Origin of the sequence: Streptomyces rubiginosohelvolus (assembly GCF_014649875.1) — a bacterium.
GTDB lineage: Bacteria > Actinomycetota > Actinomycetes > Streptomycetales > Streptomycetaceae > Streptomyces > Streptomyces rubiginosohelvolus.
Map to the genome: position 1 here is coordinate 34,932 of NZ_BMTW01000010.1, position 17,239 is coordinate 52,170.

Genomic DNA, 17,239 nt, shown 5'->3' on the forward strand with positions numbered 1-17,239 from the left:
ACCTCTACGGGGTGTCCTGACGGCCCGGGCGAGCATCGTCCGGGCCGTCGCCGTCCGACCGCAGATCGGCCAGCAGCTCCGCCTGGCCCGCCAGCACCCCGGTCAGAATCGTCCGCGCCACCCGCAGCAGCTCCGCCACCCCCGGATCGGCCAGCGTGTAATGGACGGCCGACCCCTCCCGCCGGGCCGTCACCAGACCGGCCCGGCGCAACACCGCCAACTGCTGCGAGAGATGGGCGGCCTCGACCCCCACCTCGTTCAGCATCTCCGAGACCGCGTGATCGCGTTCACTGAGCAGTTCGAGCACCCGGATCCGGACCGGATGCCCCAGCGTCTTGAAGAACTCCGCCTTCAACCGGTACAGCGGCGTGCTCACCTGCGGCACCCCGTTCCGTACGACGGGAGCCCGCCGCACCACTGCTGACCTGAACTCTTCTCCATGGGGTCATCCTCGCGCCTTCGCACCCCGGGCGTGCACCCGAGGGTCACCGGAGGCCGCGCCGCAGCGGCAGGGTGACCCAGATGCTCTTGCCGCCCTCGTCGGCATCGCCCCGCACCACCGCGCTGCCGCCCAGACCATGGGTCAGCTCCATCACGGTCGCCAGCCCCCGTCCCGGCGCTGTCCCGGCGGACGCGAACAGCGCCGGGCGGTACGGATGACGGTCGTGCACACCGAACGCGAACGTGTCCGGCCCGCCCGCGAACACCACCGTCACCTGAGGCGAGAGCGCCGCCGCATGCCGCACGCTGTTGGCCACCAGCTCACTGAGGATCAGCAGCGCCGGATCCCGGCACGGCTCCCACGCCGCCACCCCCCACTGCTCCAGCACCTGCTCGGTGGTCTCCCGGGCGACACGCACGGCCTGCCCCGTCGTGGGCAGGGTCAGCACATGCCGGTACGGCAATGGATCGGGCGGCGTGAGCATCGTGCTGGCTCCCTGTCAGGGCGGAACGACCCGTACAGCATGTAGTGAATTGCATAAATCTGCAATTCACTCATTGGGTAGACGAGGGCAGGCGAGGGCAGGCGGGGGCAACCCCCGCACGCCGGGCCGGGGGCCGCCCCCGTACGCCGGTCCAGAAATCGCACACCCATACCACCCCCGCCCGCCCCCATCAGGCCGCTCCGGCCGCCAGTACCCCTTTCGAGTTCGAATCGTTGGGCTCTTCGGCCGCGCCACCCGAAACCACGGACAAGCTGGCATGTCCACCCCCGCGCACCCGAAGGACCACCCCACCCATGCCCACCCCGCCCCTCGCCGGAGGCACCGCAGGCCCCGCCGCACTGCGCCCCCTCCTCGACACCGTCCTCGCCGCACTCCACGACGGCGCGGCCCTCCGCGGCGGCCCCCTCCCCGCCGGCGGCCCCGACACCGTCACCCCCCGCACCCGCACCGCCACCCACCCCCTCATCCCCGACCACGGCACCGGCCCCCACCACGCCCTGCGCGCCCTCGTCACCGCCCTCGCAGCGGGCGCCGCCGACCCCGCCCACCCCCACTGCGCCGCCCACCTGCACACCCCGCCCCTCGCCCTGGCAGCCGCCGCCGACCTCGCCGCCAGCGCCCTCAACCCCTCCATGGACTCCTGGGACCAGGCCCCCGCCGCCTCCGCCCTCGAAGCCGACCTCACCAGCGCACTCGCCACCGAGATCTACCCCCGCGCCCCCTCACCCGACGCCGTCATCACCACCGGCGGCACCGAGGCCAACCAACTCGCCCTGCTCCTCGCCCGCGAACGCCACGGCCCCGTCCAGACCGTCTGCGGCGCCAACGCCCACCACAGCATCGCCCGCGCCGCCTGGCTCCTCGGACTCCCCGAACCCGTCGTCGTACCCGCCCCCACCGGCACCCTCGACCTCGCCGCCCTCGACGACGCCCTCACCGAACTCCACCGCCCCCTCCTCGTCGTCGCCACCGCCGGCACCACCGACACCGGAGAGATCGACCCCCTCGACGCCATCGCCGACCTCTGCACCACCCACGACGCCGAACTCCACATCGACGCCGCCTACGGAGGACCACTCCTCCTCAGCCCCACCCACCGCCCCCTCCTCCACGGCCTCGACCGCGCCCACAGCGTCACCCTCGACCTCCACAAACTCGGCTGGCAGCCCGCATCCGCCGGCCTCCTCGCCGTACCCGAGCACCACCACCTCACGCCGCTCCACCACCACGCCCCCTACCTCAACGCCGACGACGACACCGAAGCCGGCCTCCCCGACCTCCTCGGCCGCTCCCTGCGCACCACCCGCCGCCCCGACGCCCTCAAGATCGCCGTCACCCTCCAGGCCCTCGGCCGCAGCGGACTCGCCGACCTCGTCGACCGCACCGTCGCCACCGCCCACCACCTCGCCGACCTCATCACCAGGACCCCGGCCCTCGACCTCTACGACCGCCCCACCATCAGCACCGTCCTCTTCCGCCCCACCGGCGCCGACGACCACACCGTCGCCACCGTCCGCCGCACCCTCCTCCAACGCGGCCACGCCGTCCTCGGCCGCGCCCACGCCGGAGGCCGCCTCTGGCTCAAGGCGACCCTCCTCAACCCCCACACCACACCCCAGGACCTCCAGACCCTCCTGGACCTGGTCACCGGCACCACCACAGACCTCCTCACCGGCCCCCCGGCCGACCCCCTCACCGGCTCACAGGCCGACCTCCTCACCGACCCACCCGCACCGGAGGCCCGGGAGCCGGCCCCGCAGGCACCGGCAACACCGCACGCATCGTCCGCACCAGCGGCACGGGAAGCACCGGAGGCCGCCATGCCCGCGCCGGAGGCCACACCGCCCGCACCGGAGGCCGCCCCGCAGACCCCACCTGCACCCAAGGCCCCGGAGGCCGCACCGACTCCCGCCCCCGCCACAACCCACCCCACCCCTCACCCCACGGAAGGCGACACCCCGCGATGACCGACCGGCCCGCCCACGAACCCGACCAGCCACACGACCTCGTCGGCATCGGCATCGGCCCCTTCAACCTCTCCCTCGCCGCCCTCGCCCACGACATCCCCGCCGCCCCCGACGACCCCCGCCCCCTCGCCGCGACCTTCTACGAACAACGCCCCGCCTTCCACTGGCACCCCGGCCTCCTCCTCGACGGCGCCAGCCTCCAAGTCCCCTTCCTCGCCGACCTCGTCACCCTCGCCGACCCCACCAGCCCCTGGACCTTCCTCAACTACCTCCGCACCCGCGACCGCCTCTTCCCCTTCTACTTCGCCGAGCGCTTCCACATCCAACGAGCCGAATACGACGCCTACTGCCGCTGGGTCACCGAACAACTCCCCGGCCTACACTTCGGCCACCAGGTCGACGCCGTCCGCTGGAACACCGACCGCGCCCTCTTCGAAGTCGACTTCACCCAACTCGACCGCGACGGCGAAGCCGAAGCACTCGGCCGCGCCTACACCCGCCACATCGCCCTCGGCATCGGCACCGAACCCTTCGTCCCCGACCCCCTCAAACCCCTCGCCGAAGCCGAAGCCGTCCCCGTGCTCCACTCCGCCGACTACCTCCGCCACCGCGAACGGCTCCTCACCGCCGACCACATCACCGTCATCGGCTCCGGCCAGTCCGGCGCCGAGATCTTCCTCGACCTCCTGCGCGCCCGCCCCGAAGGCGCCGAGAAGATCCACTGGCTCGCCCGCACCCAGGCCTTCGCCCCCATGGAGTATTCGAAGCTCGGCCTGGAGCACTTCACCCCCGACTACAGCCGCTACTTCCACGCGCTCCCCGAATCAGCCCGCGACGAACTCGTCCCCCGCCAGTGGCAGCTCCACAAAGGCATCGACGCCGACACCATCGCCGCCATCCACGACGAGCTCTACCGCCGCACCCTCCACGGCGGCTGGCCCGACGCCACCCTCACCCCCGGCGTCCACGTCCGCACCGCCGGACGCCTCGCCAACACCCGCGTCGAACTCCACCTCGAACACACCCAGCAAGGCACCCGCAGCCGTCTCACCACCGACGCCGTCATCCTCGCCACCGGCTACCGCGAACGCCCCCTCGACGCCCTCCTCGGCGGCCTCGGCCCCTACCTCCGCCGCGACGCCTCGCACCGCCCCCGCATCGACGACCAGTACCGACTCGTCCTCGACCCCGCCGTCACCGGACACGTCTACGTACAGAACGCCGAACGCCACACCCACGGAGTCGGCGCCCCCGACCTCGGCCTCGCCGCCTGGCGCAGCGCCACCATCCTCAACAACCTCACCGGCGCCAACCCCTACCCCCTCCCCGAACGCACCGCCTTCACCACCTTCGGCCTCACCCCCCACCCCCCGGGCATCCCCGCCCAGAGCCCCGCACTCGTCCCCCTGAGCCAAACCTTCTAGCCCCAGGAACAGCGAACGGCCCGGGCCCCACACAGGGAGACCCGGGCCGAACGAACCAACCAGGACTACGGGAAGACCGGCGTCCCCTCACGCGTCAGCCGCCACCCCACCGAAGCGAACGCCCCCGGGTCCACCGAACCCTTCTCCCGCACCCACCCGATGATCGTGTTCCGGATCTCGTCCGAATTCGCCCACAGCTGCTGCGCGCCCGGCACATGCGGGAAGTTCCCCCCGCCGCTCGCCCGGTAGTTGTTCACCGCGAACACGAACCGCGCCGCCGGATCGATCGCCTTCCCCTCGAACGACAGACCCACGATCCGCGAACCCGCCGGCTGCGCGATGTCGACGTCGTACGTCACGCCCGACACCGCGTCGTAGTTGTAGTCCGGAATCCCGTCCGCGTTCGTCAGCTTCGCCGTGTCCACCGGACCGCCCGCAGCCGTCCGCACGTAATACCGCGCCGAATACTCCAGGTAATCCTTCAGCTGGGCGCCCGTGATCAGGCGCGCTTCCAGCGTGTTCTCGAACGGATACAGCCCCGCCGCGTCCTTGATCGTCACCTCACCGGCCGGAATCCCCGCCGTACGCGAGAAGCACGACGCCTGCGACAGCACCGGCAGCGCCGCGTACTCCCCGCCCGCCAGCGCCGCCTTCACCGTCTCCGTCTGCACCTGGTTGATCAGATCGATGATCGGCTCGTCCTTCCACGGCGCGTCCGCCGTCGACATCGCCACCACCGACGTACCGATCACCTGGTTGACGTACTCCACCACCTTGCGGTGCTCACGGCGCAGCAGCGACGTCACCTCCGGGTCCTCCGGCACCGTGTTGGAGTTCAGCACCCGGGAACCCGCCTTCTCCACCGCCCAGCGGCCCTTCTCCCACACCAGGTCGAAGTCGAACAGCGTCAGCCGCTGCCCCCACTTCGCCGGCTCCGACAGCACGACCCGCTTGCCGGTCTCCTTGTTCGTCACGAAGTGCTCGGCGATCTCCACATGCGCGTGACCCACCAGAATCGCGTCGATGCCGGGCACCTGCTCCGCCACCAGAGCCGCCGCGTTCTCCACGTACGGCAACTGGTCACCCCACGACGACGTCCCCGAAGAACCCGAATGCGCCGAGACGATCACCACGTCCGCACCCATCGACCGCAGCTTCGGCACCCACTTCGCCGCCTGCTCCTCCAGACCCGGGAACACCATCTTCCCGCCCACATTCGCCTTGTCCCAGATCGCGATACCAGGATTCGTCAGCCCCAGCACGGCCACCCGCACATCACGCCCGCACGGCGTGTGCATCCGCTTGATGACATACGGGGCGAACGCCGGCCGCAACGTCTTCGCATCCAGCGCATTCGCCCCCAGCAGCGGGAAATCGCACTGCTCCTCGAATTTCCGCAGCACCGGAATGCCGTAATTGAACTCGTGGTTCCCGAGCGCCGCCGCGTCGTAACCGATCGCGTTCATCGCCCGCGCCATCGGATGCACCGGACCGCGCCGCGCCGTGATCGGGTCGACCTTCGCGTAGTAGTACGACAACTGGGTGCCCTGGATCGTGTCACCCGCGTCGATCAGCAGCGTGTTCCGGCGCCCCTTCTCCCGGCGCACCTGATCCACCAGCGTCGAGATCTTCGCCAGACCGACGTCGTTGTGCGTGGAGTCGTCGTACTCCTTGTCCGTGAAGTAGTCCCAGTTGAAGACGTTCCCGTGCAGGTCCGTCGTGCCCATCACCGTGAACGAGTACCGCTTCGCAGGCCGTCCATGGCCATGCCCGTGGCCCTGCCCCGCAGCCTGCGCCGCACCGGCCGAGCCGACGACCGCACCGCCCGCCATCGCCACACCCGCACCCGCGGCGGCCGAACGGCCCAGAAACGTCCTACGGTTCAACGGCATCTCTTCACTCCTCGTTCAGTAGGGCAACGCGCGTAGATTCTGGCCCAGCACCCCACACCCGCAACACCCCGCGCAGGTTTCGATCTGATGACCACCCGACACACATCCCCTGGCGCCACCCGCCGTGCCACAGTGAACACATGACCGAAACCGCCACCCCCGCACCCCACCCCTCCCACGGCACCCCCACCGCCCCCCGCGTCACCGTCCGCGGCGAAGCCCACCTCGAAGTCGACCCCGAGATCGCCCGCATCGCCGTCACCCTCACCGCCCGCAACACCGACCGCCGTACCACCCTCGACGACCTCACCCGCCGCAACGCCACCACCCTCGACCTCATCAAGGGCTACGGCGACGCCGTCGAGAAACTCGAAACCGGCACCCTCACCATCCGCCCCGAACTCGCCCGCCACGGCCGCGGCGAACGCATCCGCGCCTACCACGGCAGCATCCAACTCACCGCCACCCTCAGCGACTTCACCGTCCTCGGCGAACTCGTCGCCCGCCTCGCCGACCAAGAGCTCATCCGCGTCGACGGCCCCTGGTGGGCCCTGCGCCCCACCTCCCCCCACCACGCCGCCGCCCGCCGCCAGGCCGTCCAGGAAGCGCTCCAGCGCGCCCGCGAGTACGCCGAAGCCCTGGATACCCGCATCGGCGCCCTCCTCGAACTCAGCGACACCGGAAGTGTCGGCGGAGCCACCTTCGCCACCGCGACCTACGGCGGCGCCGGGGCCTTCCGCTCCGCCCGCGCGGAAAGCGCAGCCGACGCGGCCCCCATCGACCTCGAACCCGTACGCCAGAACGTCGACGCCCAGGTCGAAGCGGCCTTCACCCTCATCCCGCCGAACCTCGGATAAACGCTCATCAGAGCGGGCCGCCGCACAATTCAACACTTGTCAATAACCCTTCACTCAAAGGTTGTTGAGGTGTCATACGGAGCCAAATACCTACCCGTAGGTAAGGTTTAGGCTCGACCTATGCGCCGAGCGAAAATCGTTTGTACCCTGGGACCCGCCACCGACTCATACGACCAGATCAAGGCCCTGGTCGAAGCGGGAATGGACATCGCCCGCTTCAACCTCAGCCACGGCAGCTACGCCGAACACGAAGAGCGCTACCACCACGTGCGCAAGGCGTCCGAGGAAGTCGGCCGCAGCGTCGGCATCCTCGCCGACCTTCAAGGCCCGAAGATCCGCCTCGGACGCTTCCGCGAAGGCCCCGTACTCCTTGAACGCGGCGACACCTTCACCATCACCGTCGAACCCCTCGAAGGCCAAGGCACCGGCGACATCTGCGGCACCACCTACGACGGACTCGCCGCCGACGTCACCACCGGCGAACGCATCCTCGTCGACGACGGCCGCGTCACCCTCGAAGTCACCGGCGTCGACGGACCCCGCGTCCACACCACCGTCATCGAAGGCGGCATGGTCTCCGACAACAAGGGACTCAACCTCCCCGGCGTCGCCGTCTCCGTCCCCGCCCTCTCCGAGAAGGACATCGACGACCTCCGCTGGGCCCTGCACACCGGCGCCGACATCATCGCCCTCTCCTTCGTCCGCACCGGACGCGACATCGACGACGTCCACCGCATCATGGACGAGGAAGGCCGCCGCCTCCCCGTCATCGCCAAGGTCGAAAAACCCCAGGCCGTCGACAACATCGACGACATCGTCGCCGCCTTCGACGGCATCATGGTCGCCCGCGGCGACCTCGGCGTCGAAATGCCCCTGGAACAGGTCCCCATCGTCCAGAAGCGCGCCATCAAGCTCGCCAAGCGCAACGCCAAACCGGTCATCGTCGCCACCCAGATGCTCGACTCGATGATCGACAACTCCCGCCCCACCCGCGCCGAAGCCTCCGACGTCGCCAACGCGATCATCGACGGCACGGACGCGGTGATGCTCTCCGGCGAGACCAGCGTCGGCAAGTACCCGATCGAGACGGTGCGGACCATGTCCCGCATCGTCGAGGCCGCCGAGGAAGACCTCCTCGCCAAGGGCCTCCCGCCCCTCACCGAGCGCAACAAGCCCCGCACCCAGGGCGGCGCGGTGGCCCGGGCCGCCGCCGAGATGGGCGACTTCCTCGGCGCGAAGTTCCTCGTCGCCTTCACCCAGAGCGGCGACACCGTCAAGCGCCTCTCCCGCTACCGCTCACCCATCCCGCTCCTCGCCTTCACCCCCGACGAAGCGACCCGCGCCCAGCTCAACCTCACCTGGGGCGTCGAGACCTTCCTCGGCCCGAAGGTCGACTCCACCGACGCGATGGTCGCCCAGGTCGACGAACAGCTCCTGCGCATCGGCCGCTGCGCGAAGGGCGACGTGGTCGTCATCACGGCCGGCTCCCCGCCCGGCGTCGCGGGCTCGACGAACCTGGTCCGCGTGCACCACATCGGCGAGGACGACAGCCCTAAGTAGGGCGGCTCAGTATTTCGGCCCGACGTGCGCATCCATGAGGGTTACGGATGCCCGTCGGGCTACGGAGATGTTGTAGGGCTTGCCCGCGCGCGTGCAGTGCGTCCAGGTGATGCCGAGCGCGTCGAGGGTGTCGGTGTAGAGGCGGCGGATGTCGTCGGAGACGTTGGTGAAGTAGTACCGGGGGTATTCGTAGCGCTTCTGTTCGCCTTTGACGATCCGGGTCGTCCAGTTCATGTTCCGGCATCCGTCGGAGTGGACGAGGCCCCGGACGAGGTGCCAGGGGTGGGAGTCGACGATCTCCTGTTGCCATGCTGCGAGTGCGATCGGCCGCTCGTGCTTCTTGCCCGGCCCATGCTGAGGGAAAGCGCAGGTCCAGTGTCTGCTGTACGACTTCACTTCGACGCAGTTGCTCCTCTGCCGCCGCCCGGTGCGCGGCATGGGCATGACTCTGCGCATAGCTGCCTCCGCCTCGTCGATGACTCCCGGCCACGCGGCGTCGCAGAAGATCGACAGGTGGTGTTGCTTGCGCTTCGACGTGATGTGGCCGTCGCCGAGGTACAGGCCCAGCAAGTAGGCGTACGCCGCACGGTCGAGCTCCCGGCCCGTGCAGACGGGGCAGTCGGTGGGCTGCTCGTACTGCACTCCGCGTTGCTTGCGGTCCTCGTGCAGCCACCAGCCCACGGTGCCGCGCGGCACGTTGAGGCGTTCCGCCACTGCTCGGTTGGTGGTGCCGCTCCGCAGGAGGGCGAGTGCTTCGTCGCGTTTCGACGGGTTGTGCTGCTCCATGCGGCGGAGTCTTGCGCGGTCTTCGAAAGTGCGCGCTCGATTCGAAGGTGCGTTCACCGGCAAGGGTGAAGATCGTCAAATTGTCGCTAGACCTTGGAATCCAAGGAGAAGTGCCCCGAGTCGGATTCGAACCGACGCTGTATGGGTTTTGAATCCATCGCCTCTGCCGCTGGGCTACCGGGGCCCCTTCGAAACGAAGGATACCGGTGACCCTCCGTGCCTCAAACATACCGTAACTAGGTAGGCTCTTGGGAGCTCACCCCTGTCCTTACCGAGGAGCCCCGTGACCACCCCCGAGTCGCCCCAGCCCGTAGACGCCGTCGACGACGACAAGTCGCACGTCCCGCCGCTGACGACCCGCGTCGTCATCGCCGAGGACGAGGCCCTCATCCGCCTCGACCTCAAGGAGATGCTGGAGGAGGAGGGCTACTCCGTCGTCGGTGAGGCGGGCGACGGGCAGCAGGCCGTCGAGCTGGCCCGGGAGCACAAGCCGGACCTGGTCATCCTGGACGTGAAGATGCCGGTCCTCGACGGGATCTCCGCCGCCGAGAAGATCGCCGAGGAGTCCATCGCCCCGGTCCTCATGCTCACCGCCTTCTCGCAGCGCGACCTCGTCGAGCGGGCCCGGGACGCCGGGGCCATGGCGTACCTGGTGAAGCCGTTCAGCAAGAGCGACGTCGTGCCGGCCATCGAGATGGCCGTCTCCCGGTTCGCCGAGCTGAAGGCGCTGGAGAGCGAGATCGCGGACCTGTCCCAGCGGCTGGAGACCCGCAAGCTGGTGGACCGGGCCAAGAGCATCCTGCAGACGGATTACGGGCTCTCCGAGCCGGCCGCGTTCCGGTGGATCCAGAAGACGTCGATGGACCGCCGGATGTCGATGCAGCAGCTCGCGGAGGCGCTGATCGAGGACGCCGAGGAGAAGAAGAAGTCGGCGGAGTAGCCGCGTACACGACGTGCACGTACTCGTACGGACGCCACGAGAGAGGCCCGCACCCGGAACGAACCGGGTGCGGGCCTCTTCCGTACGGCAGGGACGTCAGTCCTCGCCGAGGTACGCCTTGCGGACCGACTCGTCGTGGAGCAGGTCCGAGCCGGGGCCGGAGAGGACGATCTTGCCGACCTCCATGACGTGACCCTGGTCCGCGAGGGACAGGGCGGCCTGGGCGTTCTGCTCGACGAGCAGGATCGTGGTGCCCGCCGCCTTGAGCTCGACGATGGTCTCCATGATCTTCTGCATCATGATCGGGGAGAGCCCCATGGAGGGCTCGTCGAGCATGAGCAGCTTGGGCTGGGACATCAGGGCGCGTCCCATGGCGAGCATCTGCTGCTCACCGCCCGAGAGGGTGCCGGCGGCCTGCTTCCGGCGTTCCCCGAGGATGGGGAAGAGGTCGTAGGCGCGCTGGACGTCCTTCTCGATGCCCGCCTTGTCCGTCCGGAGGAACGCTCCGAGCTGGAGGTTCTCCGTGATGGTGAGGCGGGGGAAGATGTGCCGGCCTTCGGGGGAGTGGGCGAGTCCGAGCGCGACGATCTTGTGCGCGGGGACGCTGCCGAGGGGCTTCCCGTCGAAGGTGATGCGGCCGCCGGAGGGCTTGAGGAGCCCGGAGAGGGTCCGCAGGGTGGTGGTCTTGCCCGCGCCGTTGGTGCCGATGAGGGTGACGACCTGGCCGGCTTCGACGGAGAAGGAGATGCCCTTGACGGCTTCGATCTTGCCGTAGGCGACGCGGAGGTCTTCGACCTCTAGCAGGGCGGTCACTGGGTTTCCCCTTCCGTGCGGGTGGTGCGGGTGGCGCTCTGGGCCTCTGCGGCCTCGACCTCGGCGACTTCGTCGGCGCCGGGGTCGCCTTCGAAGGGGGTACCGAGGTAGGCGGCGACGACGCGTTCGTCGGCCTGGACCTCGCCGGGCGTGCCCTCGACGAGCTTTTCGCCCTGGACGAGGCAGGCGACGCGGTCGCAGAGGTTGAAGATGAAGCGCATGTCGTGCTCGATGACGAGGACGGCGATGCCCATGTCCCGGATCGCGAAGATGAGTTCTTCGGTGACGCGGGTTTCCTGCGGGTTCATGCCGGCGGTGGGCTCGTCCAGGAGGAGGAGGCCGGGGTCGCTGGCGAGGGCGCGGGCGATTTCCAGCTTGCGCTGGTCTCCGTAGGGGAGGTTGCGCGCGAGGTGGTCGGCCTTGTCCTGGAGGCCGATGAACTCCAGGAGTTCCATGGCGCGTTCGTGCGATGCGGCTTCGGCCTTCTTGAAGCCGGGGCCGCGCAGGAGGGCGGACCAGAGGCCTTCCTTGGTGCGGGTGTGGCGTCCGACGAGGACGTTCTCCAGCACGGTCATGTTGGCGAAGAGCCGGATGTTCTGGAAGGTGCGGGCGATGCCTGCCTGGGTGACGAGGTGGGGCTTGGGCGGCAGGACGGTGCCCTTGTAGCGGACCTTGCCCTCGGTGGGGACGTAGAGGCCGGTGAGGCAGTTGAAGAAGGTGGTCTTGCCGGCGCCGTTGGGGCCGATGAGACCGACGATCTCGCCCGCCTTGACGGTGAGGTCGACGTTGCGCACGGCGGTGAGTCCGCCGAAGCGCATGGTGACGCCGCTCGCGTCGAGCACCGTGGTGGCGGTCTCGGGTGTGGTGGTGGTCATGGTGTTCACGCCCCCGCCTTCGTGGTGCCGGAGGTGGTGCCTGCCAGGGTTTCGTCGGGTACGTCGAGCTGGCCGGTCTCGTGGTACTCCAGCTTGGCCCGCCGGTTGGCGATGAGGCCCTCCGGGCGGAAGCGCATGAGGAGGATGAGGGCGAGTCCGAAGCCGAGGAGCTGGTAGTCCGAGAGGAACTGGAGCTTGGCCGGGATCATGTAGAGGAGCGCCGCGCCGATGAGGGGTCCGCTGATGGTTCCCATGCCGCCGAGGATGACGGCGGCGAGGAGGAAGGCGGAGTTCGGCGGCACGGGTCCGGCGAAGACGTACATCTCGGGGACGACGGTGCTCTGGACGTGGGCCTGTACGGTGCCGGCGATGCCGGCGAGGGTGGCGCCGAGGGCGAAGGCGATGAGCTTGACGCGGAAGCCGTTGATGCCCATGGCGGTGGCGGCGGTCTCGTCCTCGCGGATGGCGACCCAGGCGCGCCCGATGCGGGAGCTGCCGGCTCGGCTGAAGACGAGGACCACGAGGATCATCGCGAGCAGCATGAGCATGTAGTAGTTGGCGTAGGCGCCGAGTTCGAAGCCCAGGATGGTGTGGGATTCGCCGAAGTCGTACCCGAAGAAGTTGAGGTCGGGGATGTTCGGTACGCCGTTGGGGCCGTTGGTGACGCGGGGTCCGGAGACGCCGTCGAGGTTGCCGACGGCGATGCGGAAGATTTCGCCGAAGCCGAGGGTGACGATGGCGAGGTAGTCGCCGCGGAGGCGGAGGGTGGGTGCTCCGATGACGACGCCGAAGATCAGGGAGACGGCGGCGCCGAGGAGGACGGAGGCCCAGAAGGGGAACTGGACGCCGAACGCGGATGCGCTGGTTCCGGAGACGAGGGCGGCCGTGTAGGCGCCGACGCCGAGGAAGGCGACGTATCCGAGGTCGAGGAGTCCGGCGAGGCCGACGACGATGTTCAGGCCCAGGGCGACGGTCGCGAAGATGAGGATGTTGACCGCGATGAGGGTGTACTGGTCGGTGCTCTGGGTGAACGGGAAGACGGCTGCGGCGACGAAGGCCGCGGCGACGGCGATGGAGCGGTACTTCGTGGTGATCGCGGAGAGGCGGGCCATGAGGCCGGCCTTGAAGAGTGCGGTCACGGCGAAGCCGGTGATGAGCAGGTAGCCGACGAAGAGTTCGGGGTAGGCGGTGTCGATGCCGTAGGTGACGACGAAGAGACCGATGCCGAACGCGGCGACGATGATCAGGATCTCGGCCCAGGAGGGGAGTTCCTTGGGGCGTCCGGGCGCGGGGGCGCGGAGGCTGTTGAGGAACTTTTCGAGGGGGGAGGGGGTGGCGGTGTCGGTGATGTCCTGGTCGTGCGGGAGGCCGAGGGAGGCGACGAAGGCGATGATGGCGCCGACGAGGCCGATCCAGGCTCCGGGTTCCAGGTTGACGACGCCGCCGAGTTCGACGGAGATGGCGCCGACGGTGAAGCCCATGGTGCCGAGCAGGCCGAGTGCGGCGAGCCGGACGGGGCTGTTGGTGCCGCCGGGGGTGAGCCAGCGGAGGCCCTTGATGCCGTACCCGGAGAGGGTGAACAGCAGGGTGAGGGCGGCGCCGACGAGGGTGAGGACCTGGAGGCCGCCGGGGTAGCCGGTGACGGTGAGGTCGCCGGGGAACTTCGCGGTCCAGGTCCAGGCGAGGAAGGTGGAGCCGAGGGTGAGTGCGGCTCCGGCCGCGGTGGCCGCGCGGGCCACGGTTGCGGGGATGGCGAGGACGGGCGTCGTCTGGTGGGTCTTGGTGGTCATGGGTATCACGCCCGATCCGTGACGCGCTCGCCGAGCAGGCCTTGTGGCCTGACGAGGAGGACGACGATGAGGAGGACGAAGGCCCAGACGTTGGCCCAGGCGCCGCCGCCGAGCTGCTCCATGCCGGGGATCTCTTCGATGTATGCGATCGAGAGGGCTTCGGCGAGGCCGAGGACGACGCCGCCGACCATGGCTCCGTAGATGTTGCCGATGCCGCCGAGGACGGCGGCGGTGAAGGCCTTGAGGCCGAGGATGAAGCCCATCTCGAAGTTGATCTGGCCCTTGTCGAGGCCGTAGGCGACCGAGGCGACCGCGGCGAAGGCGGCGCCGATGGCGAAGGCCATCACGATGATGCGGTCGGTGTTGATGCCCATCAGCTTGGCCGTGTCCGGGTCCTGGGCGGTGGCCTGCATGGCGCGGCCGCTGCGGCTCTTGGCGACGAAGAGGCCGAGGGCGAGCATGCAGAGCGGGGCCAGGACGAGGACGAAGGCGTCGGCGCGCTGGAGGTAGAGGTTGTCGAGCAGCTTGAAGGACTCGCCCTGGAACTCGGGGAAGCTGCGGGGCTTCTTCGCGTCGGGGTAGAAGCCCCAGACGAGCTGCTGGAGCACGATCGAGAGGCCGATCGCGGTGATGAGCGGAGCGAGGCGGGGGGCGCCGCGCAGGGGCCGGTAGGCGAACCGTTCCGCGGCGGTGGCCACGGCGACGGAGGCGATGGCACCACCGATGATCATGAGCGGGATGGCGACCAGGAGGGTGGTCCCGCTGGGGAGCATGATGTAGGTGGTGAGGGCGCCGAAGCCCCCGATCATGAAGATCTCGCCGTGGGCGAAGTTGATGAGCTGGACGATGCCGTACACCATGGTGTACCCGATGGCTATGAGGCCATAAAGGGCGCCGAGGGCAAGGCCGTTGGCCAGCTGTTGCGGCAGTTCGTGCACCGCAGGGCCTCCGATGAGCTTGTCGGATATGACTCCGCGCGAGGGCGCTGTTTGCGCCCTCGCGCGGTCTGGGTCAGGTGGGGCGGGGCTGTGCTGGGGGGATCAGTCCTCGAACGTGGCGCTCTTGACGTCCTTCCAGGCGCCCTTCTGGACCTCGTAGACGGTGAGCTGCTTGTTGGTGGTGTCGCCGTTCTCGTCGAAGGAGACCTTGCCGGTCACACCGTCGAAGGAGACCTTGGCCATGGCCTCGGTGACCTTGGCGCGGGCGTCCTCGGGGAGCTTGCCGTCGTTGTCGGCGACGACGGCCTTGACGGCCTGGATGATGGCCCATCCGGCGTCGTAGGAGTAGCCGCCGTAGGCCGCGTACGGGTCCTTGTAGCCGGCGGCCTTGTAGTCCTCGATGAACTTCTTGGCGGTCGGGAGGGCCTCGACGGGGTAGCCGATGGAGGTGGCGTAGTCGCCGTCGTTGGCCTCGCCGGAGGCGCTGATGAAGGCCGGGTCGTAGATGCCGTCGCCGCCCATGGTGGGGATCTTGGCGCCGGTCTTCTTGATCTGGTCGGAGAGCAGGCCGCCCTCGGGGTACTGGCCGCCGTAGTAGACGGAGTCGGCGCCCGAGCTCTTGACCTTGTCGGCGGTGCTGGAGAAGTCGGTCTCCTTGACCGTGACGTGGTCGGTGCCGACGACCTTGCCGCCGAGGCGCTTGAACTCGGCGGAGAAGATCGCGGCGAGGCCGGCGCCGTAGGTCTGCTTGTCGTCGACGACGTAGACCTTCTTCTTCTTGGCGTCGTTGTAGAGGTACTGGGCGGCGAACTTGCCCTGGACGACGTCGGTGGCGCAGGTGCGGAAGTAGGTCTTGAAGGGGCGCTGGATGTCGCCCTTGGCCCAGTTGTCGCCCTGGCTGAGCGCCGGGTTGGTGTTGGCCGGGGAGACCTGGGCGAGGTCGGCCTTCTCGAAGACGCCCTGCATGGACTGGGCGACGCCGGAGTTCAGGGGGCCGACGGCGCCGAGGACGTCGTCGTTGCCGACGAGCTTGGTGGCGTTGGCCTGTCCGGAGGCGGGGACGGCCTGGTCGTCGAGGGCTTCGATCTTGAACTCGATGCCGGGGACCTCGTTGTTCTTGTTCGCGGTCTTGGCCGCGAGGTCCACGGAGTTCTTGATGCCCTGGCCGAGCGCCGAGAGGGAGCCGGTCAGGGGCGCGTCGACGCCGATGACGACGGTGGTCTTGCCACCGCTGTCGCCGCTGTCCTTGCTGCCTTCGTCGCGCGACCCGCAGGCGGTGAGCGTCAGTGCTCCGGTGGTGAGCACTGCGGTGAGTATGAGCAAAGAACGGTGTCGCACGAGAGGGTCCTTTCCCTGGCGCGGCGCTCCTCGGGCATGAGGTGCCGTGATCATCGCCGGGCCGTACTGGGGTGGTACAGGGCCGTGCAGCAGACGCGCCCGGCGGCGCGGTGACTGGCCGTGACTCTAAGCGCAGCCGGGGGCCATCGGGATGGGTCGGCTGCGGATGTGACTCTCTTGTTATGCCCTTGAGCAAGGCTTGAGGTTCCTGTGAGGGGATGTGCGGGTTTCGCCTGGACTGCGCATTGCCCACATGGTGAGAACGCGCAGCTCTGCTAAGGGGCTTGGGGTGATCTTGGTGCTGTCGCGCGGGCCGGGCGCGAGGGTGGCGGGGGGAGGCCGGCCGGGGGCGCGGGGGTGGGGGTGCCGGGTTTTTCGTGTATTGCGCAAACGTTACACAGTGTTACATGTGTGGGATATGTGTGCTGCGCCGACGGGTCGGTGTCGCTGTTGAAGCAGGTCATGGAACGGGTGCGGCCGTCAAGGGTGTTGACCGTGCGTTTCCATCAACTTCCGGTAGCCGCGCCGGATATGGGGATGCGCGGTCCGGAATGCGGTGCGGCCGCGGACGGCGAACGGCCCGCCGGTCGTGGCCGGCGGGCCGTTCGCTTGCTGTGACGGGGGTCGGTGACGGGTCAGCCCGCTTCGGGCTGGGGGATGTCGCGGAGCAGGCAGGTGAGACGTGCGGTGCAGACCCGCTTGTCCTGTTCGTCGGTGATGACGATCTCGTACGTGGCGGTGGAGCGGCCCCGGTGTACGGGGGTGGCGACGCCGGTGACGAGGCCGTTGCGGACGCCCCGGTGGTGGGTGCAGTTGAGGTCGACGCCGACGGCGATCTTGTTGGCGCCGCCGTGGAGCATGGAGCCGATGGAGCCGAGGGTCTCGGCGAGGACGGCGGATGCGCCGCCGTGCAGGAGGCCGTAGGGCTGGGTGTTGCCCTCGACGGGCATGGTGCCGACGACGCGGTCGGCGGCGGCCTCGACGATGGTCACGCCCATGCGCTCGCCGAGGTGGCCGGCGGAGAAGAGGGCGGGCAGGTCGATGCCGAGTGCCGCGTACTCGTCGATGACTTCCTGCGGGAAGAGGGGTGCGGTGTGCTCGCCCATGGATCC

14 protein-coding genes, 1 tRNA gene and 1 pseudogene are annotated in these 17,239 nt (G+C 69.2%); 5 read left to right on the forward strand and 11 right to left on the reverse strand.

Annotated features, from left to right (window positions below):
• Positions 1–4 precede the first annotated feature (4 nt).
• Positions 5–376 (reverse strand): ArsR/SmtB family transcription factor, encoded by a 372-nt coding sequence (locus IE134_RS21965; RefSeq protein ID WP_032769738.1) that lies wholly within the window; start codon positions 374–376, stop codon positions 5–7.
• Positions 377–485: 109 nt separating this feature from the next.
• Positions 486–926, reverse strand: a complete 441-nt coding sequence (locus IE134_RS21970) for an ATP-binding protein (protein ID WP_030723027.1) — start codon at positions 924–926, stop codon at positions 486–488.
• Between the two features lie 314 nt (positions 927–1,240).
• Here IE134_RS21970 and IE134_RS21975 point away from each other — a divergent pair.
• Together IE134_RS21975 and IE134_RS21980 are read left to right on the forward strand one after the other, a co-directional pair.
• Positions 1,241–2,623: pseudogene (locus IE134_RS21975) on the forward strand (pyridoxal phosphate-dependent decarboxylase family protein); the annotation flags it as partial.
• Between the two features lie 287 nt (positions 2,624–2,910).
• Positions 2,911–4,338 (forward strand): lysine N(6)-hydroxylase/L-ornithine N(5)-oxygenase family protein, encoded by a 1,428-nt coding sequence (locus tag IE134_RS21980; protein ID WP_098019449.1) that lies wholly within the window; start codon positions 2,911–2,913, stop codon positions 4,336–4,338.
• A gap of 65 nt (positions 4,339–4,403) precedes the next feature.
• Here IE134_RS21980 and IE134_RS21985 read toward each other — a convergent pair whose 3' ends face one another.
• Positions 4,404–6,230, reverse strand: coding sequence for a bifunctional metallophosphatase/5'-nucleotidase (locus IE134_RS21985; RefSeq protein ID WP_189431480.1), 1,827 nt, complete (start codon positions 6,228–6,230; stop codon positions 4,404–4,406).
• Positions 6,231–6,370: 140 nt separating this feature from the next.
• Here IE134_RS21985 and IE134_RS21990 point away from each other — a divergent pair, with 140 nt between their 5' ends.
• Together IE134_RS21990 and pyk are read left to right on the forward strand one after the other, a co-directional pair.
• Positions 6,371–7,087 carry an SIMPL domain-containing protein gene (locus IE134_RS21990; protein ID WP_030713166.1) on the forward strand — a complete coding sequence of 239 codons (717 nt, stop codon included), beginning with the start codon at positions 6,371–6,373 and terminating at the stop codon, positions 7,085–7,087.
• Positions 7,088–7,207: 120 nt separating this feature from the next.
• Positions 7,208–8,647, forward strand: a complete 1,440-nt coding sequence (gene pyk / locus IE134_RS21995; protein ID WP_030713169.1) for a pyruvate kinase — start codon at positions 7,208–7,210, stop codon at positions 8,645–8,647.
• 6 nt (positions 8,648–8,653) lie between these two features.
• Here pyk and IE134_RS22000 read toward each other — a convergent pair whose 3' ends face one another.
• The gene (locus IE134_RS22000) at positions 8,654–9,433 is read right to left on the reverse strand and encodes a helix-turn-helix domain-containing protein (protein ID WP_098895734.1); all 780 of its coding nucleotides are present in this window, start codon (positions 9,431–9,433) and stop codon (positions 8,654–8,656) included.
• Between the two features lie 111 nt (positions 9,434–9,544).
• Positions 9,545–9,617 (reverse strand) — tRNA-Leu (locus IE134_RS22005).
• A gap of 99 nt (positions 9,618–9,716) precedes the next feature.
• On the opposite strand from IE134_RS22005, the gene IE134_RS22010 reads away from it, so the two are divergent.
• Positions 9,717–10,373, forward strand: a complete 657-nt coding sequence (locus IE134_RS22010; protein WP_003969810.1) for an ANTAR domain-containing response regulator — start codon at positions 9,717–9,719, stop codon at positions 10,371–10,373.
• A gap of 96 nt (positions 10,374–10,469) precedes the next feature.
• On the opposite strand, the gene IE134_RS22015 is transcribed toward IE134_RS22010, so the two are convergent.
• The 6 genes from IE134_RS22015 to IE134_RS22040 all read right to left on the reverse strand — a co-directional run bounded on the left by IE134_RS22015 (position 10,470) and on the right by IE134_RS22040 (position 17,233).
• On the reverse strand, positions 10,470–11,186 hold the full coding sequence (locus IE134_RS22015; RefSeq protein WP_010061197.1) for an ABC transporter ATP-binding protein: 717 nt from the start codon (positions 11,184–11,186) through the stop codon (positions 10,470–10,472).
• Complete coding sequence (locus IE134_RS22020; protein ID WP_030713176.1) at positions 11,183–12,061, reverse strand: ABC transporter ATP-binding protein; 879 nt, start codon at positions 12,059–12,061, stop codon at positions 11,183–11,185. Before IE134_RS22020 ends, IE134_RS22015 begins: the two co-directional genes overlap by 4 nt.
• 5 nt (positions 12,062–12,066) lie before the next feature.
• Entirely contained in the window at positions 12,067–13,851 is a 1,785-nt protein-coding gene (locus tag IE134_RS22025) for a branched-chain amino acid ABC transporter permease (RefSeq protein ID WP_098019437.1), read from the reverse strand.
• A gap of 5 nt (positions 13,852–13,856) precedes the next feature.
• Positions 13,857–14,789, reverse strand: a complete 933-nt coding sequence (locus IE134_RS22030; RefSeq protein ID WP_030713181.1) for a branched-chain amino acid ABC transporter permease — start codon at positions 14,787–14,789, stop codon at positions 13,857–13,859.
• Positions 14,790–14,891: 102 nt separating this feature from the next.
• A complete protein-coding gene (locus IE134_RS22035; protein ID WP_029182340.1) occupies positions 14,892–16,127 on the reverse strand; it encodes a branched-chain amino acid ABC transporter substrate-binding protein in 1,236 nt (411 codons plus the stop codon).
• A 635-nt stretch (positions 16,128–16,762) separates the two neighbouring features.
• Positions 16,763–17,233 carry a PaaI family thioesterase gene (locus IE134_RS22040; RefSeq protein ID WP_010061204.1) on the reverse strand — a complete coding sequence of 157 codons (471 nt, stop codon included), beginning with the start codon at positions 17,231–17,233 and terminating at the stop codon, positions 16,763–16,765.
• Positions 17,234–17,239: the final 6 nt, after the last annotated feature.

Coding starts and splice junctions, on each gene's coding strand:
- IE134_RS21970 (WP_030723027.1), bottom strand. CDS start 926: ATGCTCACGCCGCCCGATCCATTGCCGTACCGGCATGTGCTGACCCTG.
- IE134_RS22040 (WP_010061204.1), bottom strand. CDS start 17,233: ATGGGCGAGCACACCGCACCCCTCTTCCCGCAGGAAGTCATCGACGAG.
- IE134_RS22025 (WP_098019437.1), bottom strand. CDS start 13,851: ATGACCACCAAGACCCACCAGACGACGCCCGTCCTCGCCATCCCCGCA.
- IE134_RS21985 (WP_189431480.1), bottom strand. CDS start 6,230: ATGCCGTTGAACCGTAGGACGTTTCTGGGCCGTTCGGCCGCCGCGGGT.
- pyk (WP_030713169.1), top strand. CDS start 7,208: ATGCGCCGAGCGAAAATCGTTTGTACCCTGGGACCCGCCACCGACTCA.
- IE134_RS22000 (WP_098895734.1), bottom strand. CDS start 9,433: ATGGAGCAGCACAACCCGTCGAAACGCGACGAAGCACTCGCCCTCCTG.
- IE134_RS21990 (WP_030713166.1), top strand. CDS start 6,371: ATGACCGAAACCGCCACCCCCGCACCCCACCCCTCCCACGGCACCCCC.
- IE134_RS22020 (WP_030713176.1), bottom strand. CDS start 12,061: ATGACCACCACCACACCCGAGACCGCCACCACGGTGCTCGACGCGAGC.
- IE134_RS21980 (WP_098019449.1), top strand. CDS start 2,911: ATGACCGACCGGCCCGCCCACGAACCCGACCAGCCACACGACCTCGTC.